Genomic DNA, 22,524 nt, shown 5'->3' on the forward strand with positions numbered 1-22,524 from the left:
GGCTATGAACATGCTCGTCACGCCTGCCTCGCCCACAACGCCGAACGGCACCACCCGTCCGCAAGTGCGCATCGTCATCGTCGGCCATGTCGACCACGGCAAGTCGACGCTGGTCGGCCGCCTCTTGCACGAGACCGGCAGCCTCCCCGACGGCAAGCTGGAAATGCTGAAAGCCGTCAGCGCACGGCGCGGCATGCCGTTCGAATGGTCGTTCCTGCTCGACGCGCTGCAGACCGAGCGCGACCAGGGCATCACCATCGACACCACGCAGATCCGCTTCCGCACCAATTCGCGCGACATCGTGCTGATCGACGCGCCCGGTCACGCCGAATTCCTCCGCAACATGATCACCGGCGCTTCGCAGGCCGACGGCGCGGTGCTGATCATCGATGCGCTCGAAGGCGTGCGCGACCAGACCAGGCGGCACGGCTATCTCCTGCATCTGCTCGGCGTGAAGCAGGTCGCGATCGTCGTCAACAAGATGGACCGCGTCGACTTTTCCGCCGATCGCTTCAAGGCGATCAGCGACGAGATTTCCGCACATCTGAGCGGCCTCGGCGTGACGCCCACGGCCGTGATCCCGATCTCGGCCCGCGACGGTGACGGCGTCGCTGATCGCACCGACCGGATTGGCTGGTACAAGGGGCCGACGGTGGTCGAGGCGCTTGACAGGCTCGAGCCGGCACGCCCGCTGGAAGCGCTGGCGTTGCGCCTGCCGGTGCAGGCGATCTACAAGTTCGACGCCCGCCGCATCGTGGCGGGCCGCATCGAGTCCGGCAGCCTCAAGGCCGGCGACGAGATCGTGATCATGCCGGCCGGCAAGATCGCCAAGATCAAGACGGTCGAAAGCTGGCCAGTGACGCCGGTTGCGGGCCGGCAAGGCGCCGGCCGCTCGGTCGGCGTCACGCTCGACCGCGAATTGTTCATCGAGCGCGGCGACATCGTCGCGCATGCCGGCACCGCCCCGCGCGAGACGCGCCGGCTGCGCGCGCGCATCTTCTGGCTGCACGACAAGCCGCTCGCCAAGGGCGACCAGCTGCTGGTTCGCTGCGGGCCGAAGGAAAGCCGCGCCACCGTGGTGGCGATCGAGAAGGCGGTCGATCCGGGCGAGCTCGAAAGCAGCGAGAACAAGGCGATCGGCCGCAACCATGTCGGCGAGATCGATATTTCTCTTTCGAATCCGATTGCCACCGATCCCTACAACGAGAACCCGCGCACCGGGCGTCTGGTGATCGAGATCGCCGGACGCATCGCCGGCGGCGGCCTGGTGCTGTCGGTCGATGCCGGCCAGCGCGCCGTCCCCGTCGACATCGTGCCGGTGGAATCGGCTTTGCGTCCCGACGAACGCTCGGCGCGCTATCAGCACAACGGCGCCGTGGTCTGGCTCACCGGCCTGCCGGCCTCCGGCAAGTCCACGCTCGCCAAGGCGCTGGAGCGGCGACTGTTCAGCAATGGCGGCTCGCCGATCCTGCTCGACGGCGACACGCTGCGCGCCGGGCTCAACAGCGATCTCGGCTTCTCGGCCGCGGACCGCAGCGAAAACATCCGCCGCCTCGCGGAAGTGGCGACGCATCTCGCGCGTAACGGCCACATCGCCATCGTCGCCGCCGTCTCGCCGGCCCGCGAAGATCGCGCCACCGCGCGTCGCATCGCCGACACCTTCCGCGAGATCCACGTCGCGACCCCCGCCGACGTGTGCGAGGAGCGCGACCCCAAGGGCCATTACAAGAAGGCGCGCGCCGGCGCGCTGGCCTCGTTCACCGGCATCGGCAACGACTACGAAGCGCCGCAGGCGGCCGAGCTCGTGATCGACACGTCGAAGCGAACGGTCGCTGAGGCCGCCGACGAGATCGAACGCATGCTGAAGACATCAGGCGTGCTGTTCGACGAGGCCGTGGACCTCGCCGCGAATATCTAAGCGCGTTCACTCACTGCCACCATACATGCGGTGCGTTCCCTCCCCCTTTGGGGGGGAGGATTAGGGAAATGGGTCCACACGGGGACTCCCTCCATCGGCGATAGCGCTTCGCTCCGTCGCCTAATACGAACCTTTTCCTGGCCCCCCCCGCTCCCGCCCTTCCCCGCAAGGAGGGAGGGAGCGCAGTTGTGTGTGTGGCGCAAAGTTGGGCTCGATCGCCTGTAACACGCGCCAAGCCCGCCTCCCTCCCTTGACATTTTGACAACTTATGAAGGTCTTCTCACCGCCCCGGTTTTGGGGCTAATAGGATCTCGAAGGCCGCCCCCGGTGGGCGCATTTTGCTGCTGACGGGTCAAAAGCAGTCAAAAACAGCCATTTCCAACAAGAAAGCCCATCATGAAACGCGTCGACGCCCACGGATTGAAGATCGCCCCTGTTCTGTTTGACTTCATCGCCACGGAAGCGGCCCCGAAAACGGGGATCGCACCGGATGCGTTCTGGGCCGGGGTTGCCGCCATCATCCGGGATCTGGGGCCGAAGAACCGCGCGCTGCTCGCCGTGCGCGACACGCTGCAGGTCAAGGTCGACGACTGGCATCGCGCCAACAAGGGCAAGGCGTTCGACCTCAACGCCTACACTGCCTTCCTGAAGGAGATCGGCTATCTCGTTCCGGAGCCGGCGACGCAGAAGGTCGAGACTGCCAATGTCGACGAGGAAATCGGCAAGATCTGTGGCCCGCAGCTCGTCGTGCCCCTCACCAATGCGCGCTACGCGCTGAACGCGGCGAATGCGCGCTGGGGCTCGCTCTATGATGCCTTCTACGGCACCGACGCCATTCCGCATGATCCTTCCGAGAGCGGCAAGGGCTACAACAAGGCGCGCGGCGACAAGGTGATCGCCAAGGCCAAGGCGTTCCTCGATACCGCCGCGCCACTCGCAACCGGCAGCCACACCGACGTCACCGCCTATAGCGTCGTCGCGGGCCAGCTCGCGGTGAAGCTGAAGAGCGGCAATGCCACCGCGCTGAAGAACGCCGCGCAGTTCGCGGGCTTCCAGGGCGATGCGGCCGCGCCGAGCGCAGTGCTGCTCGTCAACAACGGCCTGCATGTCGAGGTCAAGATCGACCGCAACAGCGCGATCGGCAAGGACGATCCGGCCGGCGTCGCCGACATGATCATGGAGGCCGCGGTCTCGACCATTCTCGACATGGAAGACTCCGTCGCCGCGGTCGATGCCGAGGACAAGGTGCTGGTCTACCGCAACACGCTCGGCCTGATGAACGGCACGCTGTCGGCCGATTTCGAGAAGGGCGGCAAGACGCTGACGCGCTCGCTCAACGCCGATCGCAGCTACAAGACCCCGGATGGCAAGGGCGAGCTCAAGCTGCACGGCCGCAGCCTGCTGTTGATGCGCAATTGCGGTCACCACATGTTCACCGACGCGGTGCTGGACGAAAAGGGCGAGGAGATTCCGGAGGGCCTGCTGGATGCCGCCGTCTCCGGCCTGCTCGCCATTCACGACCTCAAGGGCAACTCCAAGGTCAAGAACAGCCGCACGGGATCGGCCTATATCGTCAAGCCGAAGATGCACGGTCCCGACGAAGTGTCGCTCACCTGCGAGATCTTCGACCGCGTCGAGAAGATGCTCTCGCTGCCCGAGAACACGCTCAAGGTCGGCATCATGGACGAGGAGCGGCGCACCACCGTCAACCTCAAGGCCTGCATCCAGCGCGCCTCCAAGCGCATCATGTTCATCAACACCGGCTTCCTCGACCGCACCGGCGACGAGATCCACACCTCGATGGAAGCGGGCCCGATGATCCGCAAGAACGAGATGAAGGCACAGGCCTGGATCAAGGCCTATGAGGACTGGAACGTCGACATGGGCCTGACCTGTGGCCTGCCCGGCCACGCCCAGATCGGCAAGGGCATGTGGGCCGCGCCGGACAAGATGGCGGACATGCTGGCGCAGAAGCTTGGCCATCCGCAGGCCGGCGCCACCACCGCCTGGGTGCCCTCACCGACCGCCGCGACGCTGCATGCCCTGCATTACCACCAGGTCAACGTGATCGCGCGCCAGGACGAGCTCACCAAGGGCGGAGCGCGCGCAAAGCTCTCGGACATCCTCACCATTCCGGTGTCGAAGTCGAACTGGGCCCCTGATGACGTCAAGCAGGAGATCGACAACAACTGTCAGGGTATCCTCGGCTATGTGGTGCGTTGGATCGATCAGGGCGTCGGCTGCTCCAAGGTGCCCGACATCCACGATGTCGGCCTGATGGAAGACCGCGCCACCCTGCGCATCTCCAGCCAGCATCTCGCCAACTGGCTGCACCAGGGCGTCATCACCGAGGCGCAGGTGATGGAATCGCTGAAGCGCATGGCCGTCGTGGTCGACAAGCAGAACGCCGGCGATCCCATCTACAAGCCGATGGCGCCCGCCTTCGACGGTGTCGCCTTCAAGGCCGCCTGTGACCTCATCTTCAAGGGGCGCGAGCAGCCGAACGGCTACACCGAATACATCCTCACCGCGCGCCGCCGCGAGGCCAAGGCTCTTGGATAAAAAGGCTCTTGGATAAAAAGGCTCTTGGATAACAAGGCGCTCGGCTGAGCGAAATCACAGGAACATCAAAAGTCCCGGCCTCGCCGGGGCTTTTTTATTGGGCGAAACGTCGCGCCATGTCACGGAACAGCCTGCGTGTGCCTCGCGTTGTCGGGCCATCAACCAACGGGAGATGGTCATGGACTGGAATCGGATCGAAGGAAACTGGAAGCAGTTCAAGGGATCGGCCAAGGAGAAATGGGGCAAGCTCACTGACGACGACCTCAGCTTGATCGAGGGCCGTCGCGAGCAGCTCGAGGGCCGGCTCCAGGAACGCTACGGCAAGGCCAAGGACCAGGTTCGTCAGGACGTCGACGACTGGCTCAAGTCGCTGCACTGAAGCGGCACGAAAATGCCCCGGCGAAAGCCGGGGCTTTTTGCTGATTATCGTAGCCCGGATGAAGCGAAGCGCAATCCGCGAGTATCGCCTACGGCAAGTCCCGGATTTCGCTGCGCTCCATCCGGGCTACCCACTACGTGACCGCCGCTAGAACACCGCGAGATATTTCAACAACGACACGATGCCGATGATGATGACTATCACGCGCGCGATCTGCTTGGCGCGGCCGTCCATCGGCAACATGTTGATGAGATAAAGGACGAGAATAATGACGAGAAAAGTGACGAGCACGCCCACCAGCATCGCGAGACCCCCTTCAGGCAAATGGCGATCACTCTCCTAACGCCCGTCGCCCGCGCTGGTTCCATTGAAGCAACCCGTTGCAACTTCTAGTAATTCCGTACTTCTACGATCCGCTGATCTGCCTAAAATTTTACCCTTTTCCTTTCAGATGCGAGCGCCGTTTGCGCTCTGAGCCGCAAACGGCATGCGATTGCCGATCTGCCGCGCCCCCGTTTGTTGATGTTGCCGGGCGTCCTTTTGAGTTTGCGAATTGGAATTTGGGGGACTTCAATGCTGAACCGTTTGACCGTGTCCACGCTGCTGAAGGCGGTAATTGCGATCACGTCGGCTTGCGTGGTGCTCGCACTCTCGCTCACCGCCTACGAGTCCTGGGATCGCCTCAAAACCGCCAGCCGCATCTCCCAGATCGCCGATGCCTCCGCCGATTTGTTCAAGGCGATGCACAGCCTACGCACCGACCGCTCGACCACGACGCGGCTGCTCAACTCGGCAGAGCCGATGGACGCCGAAATCGAGAAATATCTGCGCGCAATCCGCGACACCGAGATGCCCGCAATGGCACGCGCACTGGAGCTGCTGCCGGCCATGGACTTCCTGCAATCGGGCACGCTGGTGCCGGAGCTGGCGCGCCTCCATAAGCTGCTGACGGAAGAGCAGAAACAGTTCTGGGCGGATATGGCCAAGCCCAAGGATCAGCGCCAGGCCGGCCTACCCAAGCAATATATGGAGACGACGGGTGGCCTGCTCGAAACGCTCGACAAGCTGTCGAACGTCCTGGCCGCCACCGTCAATCACCAGGACGCCGAGATCGACCAATTGCTGTCGATCAAGCAGAACGCCTGGCTGCTCCGCAACACCGCGGGCGAAGCTTCGCTGATCGTCTCGACCGGTCTTGCCGCCGGCAAAATCACACCCGAAGCCCGCAACAACTACACCCAGTATGTCGGCGGCACCTCGGCGATGTGGAAGGCGCTGGAATTGGCAGCCTCAGGCATGCAGTTGCCGCCCGCGCTCACCTCCGCCCTGGCTACGGCCAAAACGGCCTATTTCGAGCCGCAATATCTGACCCTGCGAGACCGTCTCGCTGACACGCTGGTCAAGGGCGAGAAGGCCGAGATGACGGCCAACCAGTGGAGCCCGCTCACCGTCGGCCGCCTGTCCAGCGCGGTCGCGGTGGCGGAAGCCGCACTCGATGCCGCCAAGGACCACACGCTGCAGCAACGCTCCGCAGCGCAACGCGCGCTGATCATGCAGCTTGGACTGCTCGTGCTTGCCATCGGACTCGCGGCAGGCGCAATCACGCTGGTCAGCCGCCGCGTCATCACGCCGCTCACCACCATCCGCGACGCCATGCTGAAGGTCGCCGGCGGTGACCTTGCCGTCGACAGCGGCTATCTCAATCGCCAGGATGAGATCGGCGCGCTTGCCGGTGCGCTGGAAACCTTCAAGCAGCAGGCGACCGACAAGCTCAAGATCGAACAGCATGAGCGCGAGCGCAACGCAGGCGCTGCCGCGCGCCAGCGCGCCGTCGAGGCCTATGTCGGCGAGTTCGAGGGCGCGGTGCGCAAGACGCTGGGCGAGTTGAACGAGGCATCCGGTGAAATGCGCAAGACCTCGGGTGACCTCTCCGCCGTGTCGCGTCAGACCAACGACCGCGTGCAGGTCGCCGGCAAGGCCTCCAACGACGCCTCGATGAGCGTCGACAGCGTGGCCGCGGCCGCCGAAGAGCTCTCGGCCTCGATCAACGACATCAGCCAGCAGGCCGCGCATGCCGCGGGCATCGCCGGCCGCGCCGTCACCCAGGCGCGCGAGACTGACGGCACCGTGCAGGGCCTGGCGAAATCGGCGGGGCGTATCGGCGAGGTCGTCGGCCTCATCAACACCATCGCGGCGCAGACCAATCTGCTCGCGCTCAACGCCACGATCGAAGCGGCGCGCGCCGGCGAGGCCGGCCGCGGCTTTGCCGTGGTCGCCTCCGAGGTGAAGTCGCTGGCAAGCCAGACCGCGAAGGCGACCGAGGAAATCTCCGAGCAGATCGCCGATATCCAGAAAGTCGCGGGCGATGCCATCAATGCGATCCAGACCATCGGCGGCATCATCGGCGAAGTGAACGAGGTGGCGACCGCGATTGCCGCTGCCGTGCAGGAGCAGGGCGCGGCGACCCAGGAGATCACCCGCAGCACCCAATATGCGGCCCAGGGCACCAAGAACGTCGCGGACAACATGACCGGCGTCAAAGCCGATGCCGATGCGGCCGCTGCGGCCGCCGACAATGTGAAGCAGGCCTCCGAGACGCTTGAGACCCAGAGCCGCCAGCTCGGCCAGGAAGTCAGCGACTTCCTCGGCAAGATCCGCGCGGCGTAGAGGCGGACCGAGAGGGGGCGCCGCCGGCCCGTGATTTTACGGCAGGAGCACTGCCGAAGTTTTTACCCTTTTCGGGCCAAATGCCGCTCATGCGCTCGCCACCGGCGGGCGCATCTGTTGCGTGCATCCCTTGGTGTTCGAAGTCGTGGGGCTGCCGTTCAGGGCCACGAACTCGAAACGCATACCCTTGGGGTCTCCGATGCTCAACCGCTTGACCGTATCCACGCTGCTGAAGGCGGTGATCCTCTCCACCGCACTCATCGTCGTCGTCGGTTTCTCAATCAGCGCATGGAGCTCATGGGGCCGGCTTCAGCAAGCCAACCGGATCGTCGCGGTTTCGGCCGCCTCGGCCGAAGTGTTCAAGGCGATGGCCAACATTCGGGCCGACCGCTCGACCAGCAACCGTCAGCTCACCTCCGATGTCCAGTTGGACCAGGACATTGAAAGATATATCCGCGGAATCCGCGACATCCTGATGCCGGCACTGGCGCGCGGCATCGAGATTCTTCCCTCCATCGACTTGCCGCAGGGCGAGGCGATGGTGTCCGACCTCAGTCGGCTGAACAGGCTGCTGCTTGAGAAGCAGGAAGAATTCTGGACAGAGGTCGCCAAGCCCAAGGCTTCGCGCCGCGCAGCACTCGCCAAGGAATATACCGACGCCGAGGATGGGTTGATGGCGATCCTCGAAAAGCTGGCGCCGATGCTCGGCGCCAGCGTCAATCATCAGGACGCCATCATCGACCAGTTCCTGATGATCAAGCAAATGGCCTGGCTCTTGCGCCTGAGTGCCGGCGAGTCTTCGCTGATCGTCGGAAACGCGCTCGGCACTGGCAAGATCACGCCGGAGCTTCAACTCGCCTATACCAAATTCGTTGGCGGCACCGATACCGCCTGGAATGCGATCGAACTCGCCACGGTCGGCATGCAACTACCGCCGGCGCTCGCCGCGGCGATGGCGGACGCCAAAGCGGTTTATTTCGACCCGCAATACGCCACCACGCGCGACGGCATCATTGCCGCGGTCGCCAAGGGCGAAAAACCGTCGATGACCGCGAACCAGTGGAGCCCCTACTCGGTGGGCCGCATGGCGAGCGCGATCAAGCTCGCTGACGCCGCGCTCGAGGCGGCCAAGGACCACTCTGCCGCCCAGCGCGCGGCCGCGGTGCAACTACTGATCGTCAATACCGCCCTGCTCGTCGCCGCGATCGTCCTGACCGGCGCCGCCATGCTGGCGGTCAGCCGCCGCGTGATCACGCCGCTGCACCGGATCCGCGACGCCATGCTCGAGGTCGCCGGCGGCGATCTCACCGTCGACAGCGGCTATCTCGACCGTCATGACGAGATCGGCTCGCTTGCGGGTGCGCTGGAGACCTTCAAGCAGCAGGCGATCGACAAGCTCAAGATCGAGGAGCAGGAGCGCGAGCGCAACGCCGGTGCCGCGGCGCGCCAGCGCGCCATGGAGGCCTATGTCGGCGAGTTCGAAGGCGTCGTGCGCAAGTCGCTGGGCGAGCTGAGCGAGGCTTCCGGCGAAATGCGCAAGACCTCCGGTGACCTGTCCGCGGTTTCGCGCCAGACCAATGAACGCGCCGAGATCGCCGGCAAGGCGTCGCACGAGGCGTCGGCGAGCGTCGAGAGCGTCGCGGCAGCCGCCGAGGAGCTCTCCGCCTCGATCAACGACATCAGCCAGCAGGCCGCCCATGCGGCAGGTATCGCCAGCCGGGCCGTCAATCAGGCGCGAGAAACCGACAGCACCGTGCAAGGGCTGGCGCAATCGGCCGGACGCATCGGCGAGGTCGTGGGCCTGATCAACACCATTGCGGCACAGACCAACCTGCTGGCGCTGAATGCCACGATCGAGGCGGCACGCGCCGGCGAAGCCGGCCGCGGCTTTGCTGTGGTCGCCTCCGAGGTGAAGTCATTGGCGAGCCAGACTGCCAAGGCCACCGAGGAGATCTCCGACCAGATCTCCGACATCCAGAGGGTCGCAGGCGATGCCATCAACGCGATCCAGGCAATCGGTGGCATCATCGGCGAGGTCAACGAAGTCGCCACCGCGATTGCCGCCGCCGTGCAGGAACAGGGCGCAGCGACTCAGGAGATCACCCGCAGCACACAATACGCGGCGCAGGGCACCAAGAACGTCTCGGACAACATCACCGGTGTGAAGGCCGATGCCGACACCGCCGCCGGTGCCGCGGACAACGTCAAGCAGGCGTCGGAGACACTGGAGACCCAGAGCCGCCAGCTGGGCCAGGAGGTCAGCGACTTCCTGGGGAAGATTCGCGCGGCGTAGGGCACGCAACGCAACACGATCGATGTCGTCGCGGACAAGCGGGCGCTGATCCGGGACGACAGCCTTCGTGCGGCTGCCAGCGCGGCAACTCAGCCAACGTCCGCCCCTACTCCTTCGCCACCACCGGCATCTGGCGGAACTTGGCGCGCACCGAATCCGGCAAAGGTGAAAAGTTCATCGCGACGCCACGGCGATCATTGGCATTGCGGCTGGCGACCACGAGGCCGTTGGCGCCGGCGACGATGTCGCCCTTGCGCAAGGTCGGATCGTCCTCGACCTTGACCTGCGCGAGCCCGGCCGGATCCTTGCCGTTGCAGGTGCAGCCTGCGACGATCTCGTTGCGATAGCGGAATGCGTTCGGCAGGTCGGAATAGGACTTTCCATTCTCCGTCGTGGCGTCGTCGATATTGCTCCCATAGACCAGCGACGTCTCGGAAGCCGGGCAGAAGCTCTTGCAGGATTGAGCCTTGCTCTCGGCATCATTGCCTTGCGCCGGGAAGTAGCGGCCATCGCAGCCGCGTACGCAATAGGCGGTGCCGCCGCCATAGGTGGCCCGCTGGCGCGGCACGTCGTAGCGCGGCATGTCGTCATTGGGGAACGGCATCCGGACTTGTGGAGGTCGTGCTCCAAACGCGCCGAACAGCGCCGAGAAGAAATCTTCCGCATGCGCCGACGGCGTCAGCGCGAGACCGAAGACAACAACGGCGAGCATTGCCGCCGCGCCAACGGGCAGTTTGCCGATCGAGCCTTTACCCATGTGACCTCATTGAACTCCTAGTTCAGGGCTGACGTCGAAGCATTCAGCGCCTGCCGCCCCGTGGGCAGCGTCGTTACGGCCGGACGCTTGCGCATGGGATCACCGCCCCTGGCCATCAGCGGAGCATTCTTCGGCAGCACCACAACCTTGGCGCCGACATTGACGCGGCCGAACAGGTCGATGACGTCCTCGTTGGTCATGCGGATGCAGCCGGAGGAGACGAACTTGCCGATCGTAGAGGGATCGTTGGTGCCGTGAATGCGGTATTCGCTGGAGCCGAGATACATCGCACGCGCGCCGAGCGGGTTGCCGGGTCCGCCAGCGACGAAGCGCGGCAGATAGGGCTGGCGCGCGATCATTTCGGCCGGCGGATGCCAGTCCGGCCACTCCGCCTTGCGGCTGATGCTCTGCACGCCGGACCAGGTGAAGCCTTCGCGGCCGACGCCGACGCCATAGCGGATGGCACGGCCGTTGCCGAGCACGTAGTAGAGATAGGTGTTGTTGGTATCGATCACGATGGTGCCGGCCGGCTCGCTGCGATCGAAGGCGACGATCTGCTTGCGCAGGCGATCGGGCAGTTGGGCATCCTCGTCTGCCGCCTGCGGCGCCTCATTTGCGTAGCCCTGCGTGTAGCCCTGATCCTGCGGGTAAGCCTGCGGCTGCATTGGCGCATAGCCGAACGTCTGCGCGCTCGCGCCGCCGAGCGGCAGCGCGAACAGAGCGGTCGCGAAGACGAATGCGGTGATGGCCCGCGGCGAGAAGCTGCGACGGACTGCAGAGAATCTTGTCATGTGCTGCCCCGTGGAATGTGTGCATCAGGGTGATGCGCTTGCCAGAGAACTCCGCGAGGGCGTTCGTAGTTCCGGGGCGGCGCGCGGCAGCCTTGTCACAGTCAAGAGAGCCCATCTTCACGAAGCCGCGATGGAACCGGCGCCCTGCTCGCGCATTATCAGCTCGTTGCCGGGCACGCGGATCGAGGCTTCCGTGTGGGAGAGAGATCGTGCGCGTCCTTCCCAGTGAACGTCTAATTCCCGGTAGCAGCGAAGGCGACCCGCTTCCCGACAGCCATTCCGAGTTGCCGCCGGTCATCCGCCGCACCGAATTCGTCGCCTTCGCGCTCGCTGGCTTGTTGCTGATTGCGGTCGTGACCGTGCTCTACGTCGGCCGGGCCTTCTTCCTCCCCGTGGTGATGGCCTTCGTTACCGGCACGATGCTGTCGCCGGCGGCGGGCTTTCTGGAGCGGTACAAAGTCCCGCGGGCGGTCGGTGCCGTCCTAATAGTGGTTACTGGAACGGCGGTGGTCGCCTTCGTTGTGGCCCTGATCGCCTCGCCGGTGATGACGTGGAGCACGCGCTTGCCGGAGCTCGGCGCGCAACTCAGGGACAAGCTGCACGTGTTCGACCGGCCGCTTGCGCTGTGGCGGGAGACGCAAGCCATGCTCGGCGGTTCGGAAGGGGTGCCGAGTTTCCAGATGCCCAAAGTCGAATGGGTGCAGCCGACACTGGAATTCCTGTCACCGACCTTCACCGAATTTCTGCTGTTCTTCGTCACCCTGATCCTGTTCATCGCCAGCTGGCGCGACCTGCGGCGCGCCCTGATCATGAACTTCGGCGATCGTGACGCGCGGCTCCGCACGCTGCGGATTCTCAACGAGATCGAGGAGCATCTCGGCAATTATCTCCTGACTGTGACGCTCATCAATGTCGGCGTCGGTGTCGCCACCGGCTTCATCTGCGCGCTCACGGGCATGCCCAATCCGGCCGGCCTCGGCGCGCTCGCAGCAACCCTCAACTTCATCCCGATCATCGGGCCGGTCGCGATGTTCGCTGTGCTCGTCGTGGTCGGGTTGGTTGCCTTTCCGACCATCAGCGGCGGCCTGATGGCAGCACTCGCCTTCGGCGGCCTCACCTTTCTGGAAGGGCACTTCATCACCCCGACCATCATCGGCAGGCGGCTGGCGCTGAATGCACTTGCAGTCCTGCTTGCGCTGGCGTTCTGGACCTGGATGTGGGGCCCGATGGGCGCGTTTCTGTCGTCACCACTCCTGATCGTCGCGCTGATCCTCAAGGAGCATCTGCTGCCGGCGGATTCGCCGCAGCTTCCGCAGGACTGACCGGTTTCCGCGAACGGAACTTCCCTGATGGCGAAACGTTTCCCGGCTATCTCACCGTCAACAGTCCGGAGCTCCTGATGTCCACGACCAATACCGAAACCGGGATGAGAGACTGGACCGACAAAGCCACCCGAGAACGCCTCGAGAAGGATGTAGCAGCCGTGAAAAGCGATATCGCCGCCCTCACCGACCAGATCACCGACGCGCTCAACACCTTTGCCAATTCCACCAGCAAGCAGGCCCGCCGCGGCTACCGCCAGGCGCGCGAGAACATGGACACCGCAATGGACGACATGTCGGAGCGCGGCAGCGCGATGATGGATGCGGCCCAGGAGGCCTATGGATCGATCGAGGAAACGCTCGAAGACGCGATCACGCAGCGGCCGCTCGCGACCGTCGGGCTCGCGCTCGGGATCGGCTTTCTGATCGGCGCCGCCTGGCGCCGGTAGAAAACGCGATCGGACCGTGAGACGGCGGCGCGACCGCGCTGCCGGTGCCGGCTTGTGGACGATTCGGCTTGTGGGGATTGAGGAGCAAGGCCATGTTTCAGCGCATCATCGATGGGATCAGTGCATCCACCGGCACGACTGTGCGGCTGACCTCGCTGGCCGCAGGCGCGGCATTGGCGCTATTCATCACCACGTGCTTCCTGTGCGCGGCGGCATTCATTTCCGTGCTCAATAAGTATGGTCCGGTGCAAGCCTGCCTCGCCGGTGCCGGTGTTTTCTTCCTGCTGACCCTGGCCGCAGCCGTGAGCTACTGGGCCTACAAGCGACAGCTGCGCAAGCAGGCCCAGATCGCAGCGGAGCGCGCCGCCAAGTCGGCCGCCTCGAGCATGCTCGCCGACCCCATGCTGCTCGCCACCGGGCTCCAGATCGTTCGCGCCATCGGGGTCAAGCGGCTGTTGCCGATCCTGGCGATCGGCGGTGTCGCGCTAGGCATCATGGCGAGCCGCGCCGGCGTGTCCGACGAGGTATCGGCCGAACCGGCCGAGTAAGCACGGGGTCGCATTCAGAAAATTTCGTCCCACGACAAGCGCAGACGCGCGGCGGCTGTCGCCGGCTGGCCTTGCGGCAATTTTCGAGCATCAGGCCTCCACTCACGCAAACGCTACTCGGATGGGCAGGAGGATGCCGCTAAAAGCGTCGCCCCTGATTCCAAAAGTCATTTTTGCAATGAAACCATCCGTCCAGGCGAACCTTGCCGCATTCCATCACGACGCCAGGCTGTATTTGACGCTCGGCATCGCCAACTGGTCGGTTTTCGTCGACCATATCCCGAACAACGTCGTCAACCTGCTGACGCTACGCAACTTTGGCTTCAGCGGCGCCGCCGACCTGTTTGTGTTCGTGGTGGGCTATGGCGTCGCAATCATCCACGGCCGGATCGCGCTGGAGCGCGGCTACCTCGTCGCCGCAACGCGCATCTTCCGCCGCGTCTGGCGGCTCTACGCCGCCTATGTCGTGCTGTTCGTGATTTACATCGACACCATCGCCTACGTCGCCTCACAGTCGATGGCGCCGGAAATCATCAATGAATACAACATCTCGGGGATACTCGAGCACCCGCTGCGCATCCTGATCCGAGGCCTCGTGCTTCAGGAGGAGCCGCTGAACCTCGATCTCCTGCAATTGATGATTCCGCTGATGGCCTTTTTTCCGTTCGCCCTGTGGGGCCTGTTGCGGTGGCCGAACGTGACACTGGCGGCATCGGTCGCGCTCTATCTTGCCGCGCGCTGGTTCGACTGGAATTTTCGCGTCTCTCCGGACCAGGAATGGACCTTCAATCCGCTGTGCTGGCAGATGCTGATGGTGCTCGGAGGCTGGTTCGCCGTGACCGGCGCGCCAGGGCGCGCGCTGCGCGGCATGCCCTGGCTGCGGATACTCGCCGGAAGCTATCTGGTATTCGCGATGGCCGTCACCTTGCTGCGCCATTCGCCGGCACTGTCCGCTTACCTGCCGGACCTTCTGCTCGACAGCATCGCGCCGACCGACAAGGAAAACCTCGCGCCTTATCGCGTGGTTCATTTCCTCGCACTCGCCCTCCTCGCGACCCATCTGATTCCGGCCAATCATCCCGGCCTGCGATTGAAGCCGCTCCAGGCAGTGATCCGATGCGGCGAGGAGTGGCTCGCCGTGTTCTGCGTCGGCGTGTTCCTGTCCTTCGCCGGTCATCTCATCCTGCTCACCAGCGCCAATCTGGTGGTGATGCAGATCGTGGTCAGCCTCACCGGCTTCGCGGCGATGACTGCGGTGGCCTACTACGTCGCCTGGTCGAAATGGCAGGACCTGCCAGCGGCCTTGCGGCAGCAGGCCTAAAGCGCGATGAGATTTAGATGAATCGTCATCGCGCTTTGGGTGGTTGTTTGCGCATGATGATTGCGGAAAACGGCCTCGCACTTTTCCGGATCATGCTTTAGCGCGGCGCGACCGGGCCCCCACGTTCCGATTTCCCTAGGCCGGCCGTCGAGGCTGCGCTATCCCGGAGCAGGAGCGGCTTGCGCGAGGAGACCGGGCGTGGTGATGGCGAATGGCGGGGGGGACAGGGCCGACAGCGCCCCCCGGCGCGGCCGGCCGCGATCGATCGAGACCAGCAACGCCATTCTCGAAAGCGCCTATGCGCTGATGGCTTCCACCGGCCTTGCCGCCACCACCATCGACGCGGTCGCCCGACACTCCGGCGTCTCCAAGATGACGATCTACAAATGGTGGCCGTCCCGCGAGGCGCTGTTGATCGACGCCTTTCTTCAACATGCCGCGCAGATGCTGCCGCTGCCCCCGGTGAGCTCCGGCAGCCCCGCGGCGCGTGCGCGCCGTCATGCCGCGGCCTATGCCGAGGCCCTCCAGGGTGAGTTCGGCAAGGTGCAGCTCGCCGTCATCTCCGAATGCATTTCCAAGACCGGCTCTGCCGAGCTGTTCTACGCCCGCTATCTGCAGTTCCGTCGCGACGCGCTGGTGGAGATGATCGCGGCGGGCCAGAACGACGGCAGCATCCTGGCCGAAGGGCCGGCTGAGGATCTCTACGACGCGATCTACGGCGGCCTGTTCTACCGCTACGTCTTCGGCATCGCGCCGATCACACCTGGCTACGCGCGCAACCTCGTCAATCTGGTGTTGCGGCCGAAGAGTTAGCTGCGCGCGGGCCGCACCGGGGCCGAGATCTTGTCGGTGCGGTCACGTTCGGTCATGTCGACCACCGTCTCCATCGGCGCAGTCAGCTCATAGACGTAGGAGACGTCGGTGAAATAGCGCTTGGCGGTGCCGCCGAGCGCCTCGGGGGCGACACGGTCGAGCAGGATCAGGCCGAAATCGGAATCGGGGCGGCGCGTCGCCTCGCTGGTGTTGAACTCCTCCCAGCGGAATTGGAAGATCTCGTCGGGATTCTCGCCCGTCACCGTCCAGCTCGCGGTGATGTGCGGATGCTTTCCGACCAGCGACAGGCCCTCGTCGGAATGTGAGGCAAGCTCGAAGAACAGCAGCGAGAGGCTCTGCGCCGCACGCGCGCTGACCGCGATATCGGGACCGGTGACGGCGATGCGGTCGGCATGCGGGATGGCACGCGCCTCGAACAGGCCCTTCAGCTTGACCCCCTGCCACTGGCTCTCGCTGAGCAGCGAGACCACGTTGGACATGGCATGGATGCGCCCGATCAGGAGCTCGCGGGCGACGTCGATATCCGAGCCGTGGCGCAGAGTACGCGTCACGATCGACTGGATCACCGCAAGGATGTTCTTGACCCGGTGGTTGAGTTCGTCGATCACCGCCGTCAGCCGGCGCTCGAACCCGATTCTGACCTGGATTTCCCGGCTGAGCCGCAGATTGTTGTAGGCGACATAACCAAACAGGCCGCACACCATCGCGGTGATCGCAAAGCCAATCGCCGCCACGATGATCGCAGTCTGCTCGGCACGGCGCACCGAGTTGGTCTTCGCGTAATAGCCGAGTTGCCAATCACGGCCACCGAAGCTCACCGTGCGCGTCGCCGACGGCACCGGTCCGTCCGCCGCCGCCATGCGCGTCGAGACCACGCCCTGGTCGTTGGCGATCAGCTCGCCGCCTTCCTTGCGCGGATCCCTGAGCGCGACCGAGAACAACGACATGTCGTCATTGGTCAACATCAGCGAGGCGAGCTCATAGGAAAACGTGACGAACCCGGCCGGCTCGGTCGCTCCCTCGGGAATGACGGGCGCGGCCACGATGACGCCGACCGGCCCATTTGCGCGCAACAGCGGAACCGGGTCCGAAGCCACCGACCTCTTCTCGATGCGGGCGCGGGTCAGCATGGCGCTGCGAACCTGGTCCTGGTCGTAACTCCGGCCCGGCAGGGCCTTGGTCTCGTCGCTGCGCGGTTCGAGATCCAGCAGCACGTCGATCGGCTGGGTGATCTCGGCCGGAATGATCGGCTTGTCGTCGAAGGTGCGGATCTTCGGATTCGGGAAGCCGGCGCCGCCAATGGCAGCCTGCGCCGCGTTGAGCTCGTTCGGCTTCAGCCGGGCGATCCAGCCGGCCACCACGAAATCCGTCTTGAAGGCGTAGATGGCCGAGCGCAGCGGCTCCAGCATGTTCGGCTTGATCACGGATGGTGTGCGGAACAGGCCTGAGGCGACGCGCGCGAGCAGTTCGCGCTCGGTGAGCCGATCCTGAACCAGGCTGGCGTGGACGTCGATCGCACGCGCGAGCGCGATCCGGTCCAGCGCCAGCTCCTGGTCGTGGACACGATAGGCCGCAAGCCCTGAGAGCAAGGCTCCGAGCAGAGCGATGAAACCGATGATGAAACCCAGCCGGACCACGCGACTACTCAGGCGAAAGCAGGAGGTCGGCAATAAACAAGGAGCATATGAATGCCGCTCGAACGGCCATGTGCCGAAACAGGGTGAACCCCAGTGGCAGAGATAATGGAGGAGGAGGCATCGGTACGCAACGTAGGTCGCCTGGAAAGCTTAATCCGCCCGGCCGATGGTCTGGCCGGGGAATTGCCCGGGCGCCGGAGGTAGTCAATCGCCGTGTCCGAAATTTGTTCCGTCGTTGCGGCCTGAGCCCAGGGTTAACGGCGAAAAACGCGTGCGCCAAGTCGTCGCGCCGTCAGCCGGCCCGTTTCAGGCCGCCTTTGGCCTCGATGAAGCCGATGATGCGGTCCAGCCCCTCGCTCTTCTTCAGGTTGGTCATGACGAAAGGACGCTCGCCGCGCATGCGCTTGGCGTCCGTGTCCATCTTCTCCAGGGAGGCGCCCACATGGGGGGCGAGGTCGATCTTGTTGATGACCAGAAGATCGGACCGGGTGATGCCGGGACCGCCCTTGGACGGGATCTTGTCGCCGGCCGCCACGTCGATCACATAGATGGTGAGGTCGGCCAGCTCCGGGGAAAAAGTGGCAGCGAGATTGTCGCCGCCCGACTCGATCAGCACGAGGTCCAGCCCGGGAAACTTGGCGCGCATGTCCGCCACAGCGGCGAGATTCATCGAGGCATCCTCGCGGATCGCGGTGTGCGGACAGCCGCCGGTCTCGACGCCGGCAATGCGGTCCGGCGTCAGCGAACCCGAACGCACCAGGAACTCCGCATCCCATTTGGTGTAGATGTCGTTGGTGATCGCGGCGATGTCGTAGCGGTCGCGCATGCTCTTGCAGAGCAGGTCCATCAGCTGGGTCTTGCCCGATCCGACCGGACCGCCGACACCGACACGCAAGGGGCCGTGAGATTTCGACATGGTGTTCGCTTTCTCTCGATGGGTCAAAGGCGCGGCGCTCTCACGACCGGAACAGCCGCGTATATTGCGCCTCATGCCGCAGGCTGGCGAGATCGGCGCGGAAGGTTGCGCTGCCGAGATCGTCCAAGGTCGCATTCAGCGCGCGATTGGCAGTCGCGGCGACGGCGGCTTCTAGCCTCACCAGCACGCGCTGGCTGTCGGTCTGACCGAGGGGAACGAGGCGGCTGGCCGCAGAGATCCAGTTCGAGACCAGCGCATGCAGGAAGGCGTGCAGCGTCGGCGCCAGTGCAACGCGGTGCTGAGCCGCGACAACGCCGACGGCGACGGGATAAACTGGTGGCGTGCGGCATGCCGACACCATGGCATCCAGCCCGTCGGCATCCCACGCGGCGCGTGCGATGTCGATGAAGGCGCGGCCTTGCGAGCTCGTCTCCAACTGCCGCTCACGCGAAGGCACGAAGGCCGCGGCGAGCTCGGCGACATCGTTCAAAGCCGTCTTGTCGCCCGCCTCCGCGGCGCGATAGGCGTGGACCAGAAACGTCGCGTCGCAAAAACCGGGGCCGTCCCCGAGCATCGCGTCGAGCCAATCGCTCAGCGTCGCCGTGTCGACGATGTCGCCCGCCTCGACCGCCCATTCGATGCCGCTGGAATAGGAAAATCCGCCAACCGGGAATGCCGGCGACAGCCAGGTCATCAGCCGGTACAGCGCCGCCGCCTCACTCTCGTCGAGGCCATCGGCGCCGACCGGCTCACTTGTGGTCATGAGCATGCTTGTGGCCGTGGTGATGGTCGGGATGGTCGCAATGCTCGTCGTGGTGATGGTGATGGTCGTGGCCATGGTCATGGGCGGCATGACCATGGTGTTGGTGATCATGGCCGTGGTGATCATGGTGACCATGATCATGATGATGGCCGTGATCGTGATGCGCGTGGTCGTCGTGCCCATGCGCGTGACCGGCATCTGCGTAGGCGCCGCCTTCGGGATCGAACGGCGCTTCGATCTCGATCACGCGCGCACCGAGGCCCTTCACCATGGCCTCGATGACGTGATCGCGGCGAATGCGCAAGGCTTTGGCCATGATCTGGGTCGGCAGATGGCGGTTGCCGAGATGCCAGCCGACGCGGATGAGGTGGTGCGGATCACGGCCGCGGATTTCCAGCAGCGGCTCGGGCGCCGCGACCACCTCGATCAGCCTTCCATCCTCCAGCACCAGCGCATCGCCGCCGCGGAGCGCAACGGCATGCTCCAGGTCGAGCAGGAATTCGAGACCCCGCGTACCCGTCATCGCCATGCGGCGGCGGTGCCGATCGTCGAAATCGAGCACGACCGTGTCCACCGGCGCTTCCGTGAAGCGGTGTTGTCCCTTGACCTGCGTCGCCCGGATCATGCGCTTTTACCCCGTTACCGTGTCTCGACCTTCGCGGGCGTGATCACCTCGATCTTCGGCGGCGCCGTGAAGCACTTCACCGCCACGCGGCCGAACGTCTTCATGTGCTCCATCGCCCGATGCGGCACCAGCGCCTCGGCGTTCTCCCACTGCTCGACGAACACCATCTTGGCAGGGTCGGTGACGCTCTCATGCAGGTCATAGGCGATATTGCCGGGCTCCTTCCGCGTCTCCTTGATGCAGGCGGTGGCCGCTGCAATGAATTCGGCGCGCGTTTCGGGCTTGATGGTCAAGGTGGCAACGACGTAGATCACGAGAAATCCTCCCGGCTTTTCTTCTCAGGGTTAGATACCGGGCGGGACATTAGACCAGGCTGGATCGAACGCAAAACCGGAAAAGCCGTCCCCGGATACCCCGGGACATGCGTCGAGGCGCTATTTCAGTACATGAAATATCGCTGTGCCATGGGCAGCACCTCCGCCGGGGCGCAGGTGAGCAATTCGCCATCGGCGCGCACCTCATAGGTCTCGGGGTCGACCTCGATATTGGGCGTGGCATCGTTGTGGATCATGCTCTTCTTGGAGATCCTGCCGCGGGTGTTCTGGACGGCATAGAGCTTCTTCTCGATGCCGAGCTTTCGCGCCAGGCCGCCGGTGATCGCGGCTTTCGAGGTGAACACCACGGACGATGCCGTACGCGCCTTGCCGAAGGCGCCGAACATCGGCTGGTAATGCACCGGCTGCGGCGTCGGGATCGAGGCGTTGGGATCGCCCATCGGCGCTGCGACGATCGTGCCGCCCTTGACGATGCAGTCCGGCTTGACGCCGAAGAACGCCGGCGACCACAGCACGAGATCGGCGAGCTTGCCCTTCTCCACCGAGCCGATCAGCTTCGACACGCCATGCGCAATCGCCGGATTGATGGTGTACTTGGCGATGTAGCGCTTGACGCGGAAATTGTCGTTGTCCTTGCCCTTGTCCTGGGCTAGCTGCCCGCGCTGCTTCTTCATCTTGTCGGCGGTCTGCCAGGTCCGGATGATGACCTCGCCGAGGCGACCCATGGCCTGCGAGTCCGAGGACATCATCGAGAGGGCGCCGAGGTCGTGCAGGATGTCTTCGGCGGCGATGGTCTCTTTCCGGATGCGGCTCTCGGCAAAGGCCAGATCTTCCGCGATCGAGGGATCGAGGTGGTGGCACACCATCAGCATGTCCAGATGCTCGTCGATGGTGTTGCGCGTGAAGGGGCGCGTCGGGTTGGTCGAGGACGGCAGCACGTTCTTCAGGCCGGCGACCTTGATGATATCAGGAGCGTGACCGCCGCCGGCGCCTTCGGTGTGGAAGGCATGGATGGTGCGGCCCTTGAACGCCTTGATGGTGTCCTCCACGAATCCGGATTCGTTCAGCGTGTCGGTGTGGATCATCACCTGGATGTCGTGAGCGTCGGCGACCGACAGGCAGTTGTCGATCGCCGCCGGCGTGGTGCCCCAATCCTCGTGCAGCTTCAGCGCGCAAGCGCCGGCCTTGATCATCTCGACCAGCGCGGCCGGCCGCGATGCGTTGCCCTTGCCTGAGATGCCGAGATTGACCGGGAAGGCATCGAACGACTGAATCATCCGCCCCATGTGCCAGGGCCCCGGCGTGCAGGTCGTGGCGAAAGTGCCATGCGATGGGCCGGTGCCGCCGCCCAGCATCGAGGTGACGCCAGACATCAGCGCATGCTCGATCTGCTGCGGGCAGATGAAGTGAATGTGGCTGTCGAAGCCGCCGGCGGTGAGAATCTTGCCCTCGCCCGCGATCACGTCGGTGCCCGGGCCGATGATGATGGTGACGCCGGGCTGAATGTCGGGATTGCCGGCCTTGCCGATCGCGGAGATCATGCCGTCCTTGATGGCGACGTCGGCCTTCACGATGCCCCAATGGTCGACGATCAGCGCATTGGTGATGACGGTATCGGCCGCGCCCTGCCGGTTCGTCACCTGCGACTGGCCCATGCCGTCGCGGATCACCTTGCCGCCGCCGAACTTCACCTCCTCGCCATAGGTGGTGAAATCTTTCTCGACCTCGATGATGAGGTCGGTGTCGGCCAGCCTCACCCTGTCGCCGGTGGTCGGGCCGAACATGTCGGCATAGACGGAACGCTTCATCTTGACGGACATCACAAGCCCCGTTTGCGTTTGAATGTCTGGTTGGTCACAGCAAGGCCCTTGCTGCTTTGACGGCATCGTCGAATGTCGTATCGAGCCACGCGTTGCCGCCGCGGCCCCCCGCCACGACCTGCGTCGCCCACGCGACGTAGTCGGCGAGATCCTCGCGCTCCTCGGCGCTCGGATCGGTTTGAATGCGCGCCTGCGTGTTGCTGATCTTGTCTGCGATCTTGATCAGCTTGGCGCCCGGCGATTTGTGGGGCGCGTCCGCGATCTGCTTCTGCCGTCGCTTTGCCTTCGGCAAGCTCATGTCGTCGGTGCACTCGGCGACGAGAGAGGCGACACGATCCGAGAATTTCTGCGCGAGCTCCTCGCGCGTGGTGTCGGTGTCCTCGATCGAATCGTGCAGCCAGCCGGCTGCAACGAGTTCGGCGTCCGCGCCGTCGGTCGCGGTGGCGAGCAGGTTCGCGACCTCGGCGAGGTGATTGATATAGGGCTCATTGCCGCGCCCCTTGCGCGCCATGCCGTTGTGACGATGCGCGGCGAGCTCGGCAGCTTCGCAGATGAGGCGGATGGGCGAGAGCATGGGAAATACCTCC

Annotated in this window: 20 protein-coding genes; 10 read left to right on the forward strand and 10 right to left on the reverse strand. The window is 64.6% G+C overall.

The window, feature by feature from the left end:
- The first annotated feature begins 4 nt into the window (after positions 1 to 4).
- From cysC to X268_RS28225, 3 genes are all read left to right on the forward strand, one after another.
- Entirely contained in the window at positions 5 to 1,918 is a 1,914-nt protein-coding gene (gene cysC / locus X268_RS28215) for an adenylyl-sulfate kinase (RefSeq protein WP_128927957.1), read from the forward strand.
- A gap of 396 nt (positions 1,919 to 2,314) precedes the next feature.
- Positions 2,315 to 4,480 carry a malate synthase G gene (locus tag X268_RS28220; RefSeq protein WP_128927958.1) on the forward strand — a complete coding sequence of 722 codons (2,166 nt, stop codon included), beginning with the start codon at positions 2,315 to 2,317 and terminating at the stop codon, positions 4,478 to 4,480.
- Between the two features lie 178 nt (positions 4,481 to 4,658).
- Positions 4,659 to 4,859 (forward strand): CsbD family protein, encoded by a 201-nt coding sequence (locus X268_RS28225; RefSeq protein ID WP_164718867.1) that lies wholly within the window; start codon positions 4,659 to 4,661, stop codon positions 4,857 to 4,859.
- A 147-nt stretch (positions 4,860 to 5,006) separates the two neighbouring features.
- Here the strand turns inward: X268_RS28225 and X268_RS28230 are convergent, their stop codons facing one another.
- Positions 5,007 to 5,162 (reverse strand): Thivi_2564 family membrane protein, encoded by a 156-nt coding sequence (locus tag X268_RS28230; RefSeq protein WP_063694217.1) that lies wholly within the window; start codon positions 5,160 to 5,162, stop codon positions 5,007 to 5,009.
- A 270-nt stretch (positions 5,163 to 5,432) separates the two neighbouring features.
- Between X268_RS28230 and X268_RS28235 the strand changes: the two genes are divergently transcribed.
- Together X268_RS28235 and X268_RS28240 are read left to right on the forward strand one after the other, a co-directional pair.
- Positions 5,433 to 7,526, forward strand: coding sequence for a methyl-accepting chemotaxis protein (locus tag X268_RS28235; RefSeq protein ID WP_128927959.1), 2,094 nt, complete (start codon positions 5,433 to 5,435; stop codon positions 7,524 to 7,526).
- A 199-nt stretch (positions 7,527 to 7,725) separates the two neighbouring features.
- On the forward strand, positions 7,726 to 9,819 hold the full coding sequence (locus X268_RS28240) for a methyl-accepting chemotaxis protein (RefSeq protein WP_128927960.1): 2,094 nt from the start codon (positions 7,726 to 7,728) through the stop codon (positions 9,817 to 9,819).
- Between the two features lie 106 nt (positions 9,820 to 9,925).
- Here X268_RS28240 and X268_RS28245 read toward each other — a convergent pair whose 3' ends face one another.
- Both X268_RS28245 and X268_RS28250 read right to left on the reverse strand, forming a co-directional pair.
- Positions 9,926 to 10,576 carry a DUF2865 domain-containing protein gene (locus X268_RS28245; RefSeq protein WP_128927961.1) on the reverse strand — a complete coding sequence of 217 codons (651 nt, stop codon included), beginning with the start codon at positions 10,574 to 10,576 and terminating at the stop codon, positions 9,926 to 9,928.
- A gap of 17 nt (positions 10,577 to 10,593) precedes the next feature.
- Positions 10,594 to 11,367, reverse strand: coding sequence for a L,D-transpeptidase (locus tag X268_RS28250; protein ID WP_128927962.1), 774 nt, complete (start codon positions 11,365 to 11,367; stop codon positions 10,594 to 10,596).
- Between the two features lie 209 nt (positions 11,368 to 11,576).
- Between X268_RS28250 and X268_RS28255 the strand changes: the two genes are divergently transcribed.
- The 5 genes from X268_RS28255 (at position 11,577) to X268_RS28275 (ending at position 15,820) form a co-directional block, all read left to right on the forward strand.
- On the forward strand, positions 11,577 to 12,689 hold the full coding sequence (locus X268_RS28255; protein WP_164937967.1) for an AI-2E family transporter: 1,113 nt from the start codon (positions 11,577 to 11,579) through the stop codon (positions 12,687 to 12,689).
- A 77-nt stretch (positions 12,690 to 12,766) separates the two neighbouring features.
- Positions 12,767 to 13,138, forward strand: coding sequence for an ElaB/YgaM/YqjD family protein (locus tag X268_RS28260; protein ID WP_164937968.1), 372 nt, complete (start codon positions 12,767 to 12,769; stop codon positions 13,136 to 13,138).
- A 92-nt stretch (positions 13,139 to 13,230) separates the two neighbouring features.
- A complete protein-coding gene (locus tag X268_RS28265; RefSeq protein WP_164937969.1) occupies positions 13,231 to 13,686 on the forward strand; it encodes a hypothetical protein in 456 nt (151 codons plus the stop codon).
- A gap of 178 nt (positions 13,687 to 13,864) precedes the next feature.
- Positions 13,865 to 15,007, forward strand: a complete 1,143-nt coding sequence (locus tag X268_RS28270; protein WP_128927965.1) for an OpgC domain-containing protein — start codon at positions 13,865 to 13,867, stop codon at positions 15,005 to 15,007.
- 204 nt (positions 15,008 to 15,211) lie between these two features.
- A complete protein-coding gene (locus tag X268_RS28275) occupies positions 15,212 to 15,820 on the forward strand; it encodes a TetR/AcrR family transcriptional regulator (RefSeq protein ID WP_128929418.1) in 609 nt (202 codons plus the stop codon).
- On the opposite strand, the gene X268_RS28280 is transcribed toward X268_RS28275, so the two are convergent.
- The 7 genes from X268_RS28280 to X268_RS28310 form a co-directional block, all read right to left on the reverse strand.
- The gene (locus tag X268_RS28280; RefSeq protein WP_128927966.1) at positions 15,817 to 17,478 is read right to left on the reverse strand and encodes a CHASE domain-containing protein; all 1,662 of its coding nucleotides are present in this window, start codon (positions 17,476 to 17,478) and stop codon (positions 15,817 to 15,819) included. The two genes, X268_RS28275 and X268_RS28280, sit on opposite strands and share 4 nt — an antisense overlap.
- Before the next feature lie 292 nt (positions 17,479 to 17,770).
- Entirely contained in the window at positions 17,771 to 18,394 is a 624-nt protein-coding gene (gene ureG / locus X268_RS28285; protein ID WP_128927967.1) for an urease accessory protein UreG, read from the reverse strand.
- 40 nt (positions 18,395 to 18,434) lie between these two features.
- A complete protein-coding gene (locus tag X268_RS28290; protein WP_128927968.1) occupies positions 18,435 to 19,163 on the reverse strand; it encodes an urease accessory UreF family protein in 729 nt (242 codons plus the stop codon).
- Positions 19,144 to 19,782: an urease accessory protein UreE gene (gene ureE, locus X268_RS28295; RefSeq protein ID WP_128927969.1), complete on the reverse strand. Its 639-nt coding sequence runs from the start codon at positions 19,780 to 19,782 to the stop codon at positions 19,144 to 19,146. Before ureE ends, X268_RS28290 begins: the two co-directional genes overlap by 20 nt.
- Positions 19,783 to 19,796: 14 nt before the next feature.
- Positions 19,797 to 20,096 (reverse strand): putative quinol monooxygenase, encoded by a 300-nt coding sequence (locus X268_RS28300; RefSeq protein WP_128927970.1) that lies wholly within the window; start codon positions 20,094 to 20,096, stop codon positions 19,797 to 19,799.
- 125 nt (positions 20,097 to 20,221) lie between these two features.
- On the reverse strand, positions 20,222 to 21,937 hold the full coding sequence (ureC, locus tag X268_RS28305; RefSeq protein ID WP_128927971.1) for an urease subunit alpha: 1,716 nt from the start codon (positions 21,935 to 21,937) through the stop codon (positions 20,222 to 20,224).
- Between the two features lie 34 nt (positions 21,938 to 21,971).
- Positions 21,972 to 22,511: an HD domain-containing protein gene (locus tag X268_RS28310; RefSeq protein WP_128927972.1), complete on the reverse strand. Its 540-nt coding sequence runs from the start codon at positions 22,509 to 22,511 to the stop codon at positions 21,972 to 21,974.
- Between the last annotated feature and the right edge of the window lie 13 nt (positions 22,512 to 22,524).

It is taken from the genome of Bradyrhizobium guangxiense (assembly GCF_004114915.1).
Classification (GTDB): Bacteria; Pseudomonadota; Alphaproteobacteria; order Rhizobiales; family Xanthobacteraceae; genus Bradyrhizobium; species Bradyrhizobium guangxiense.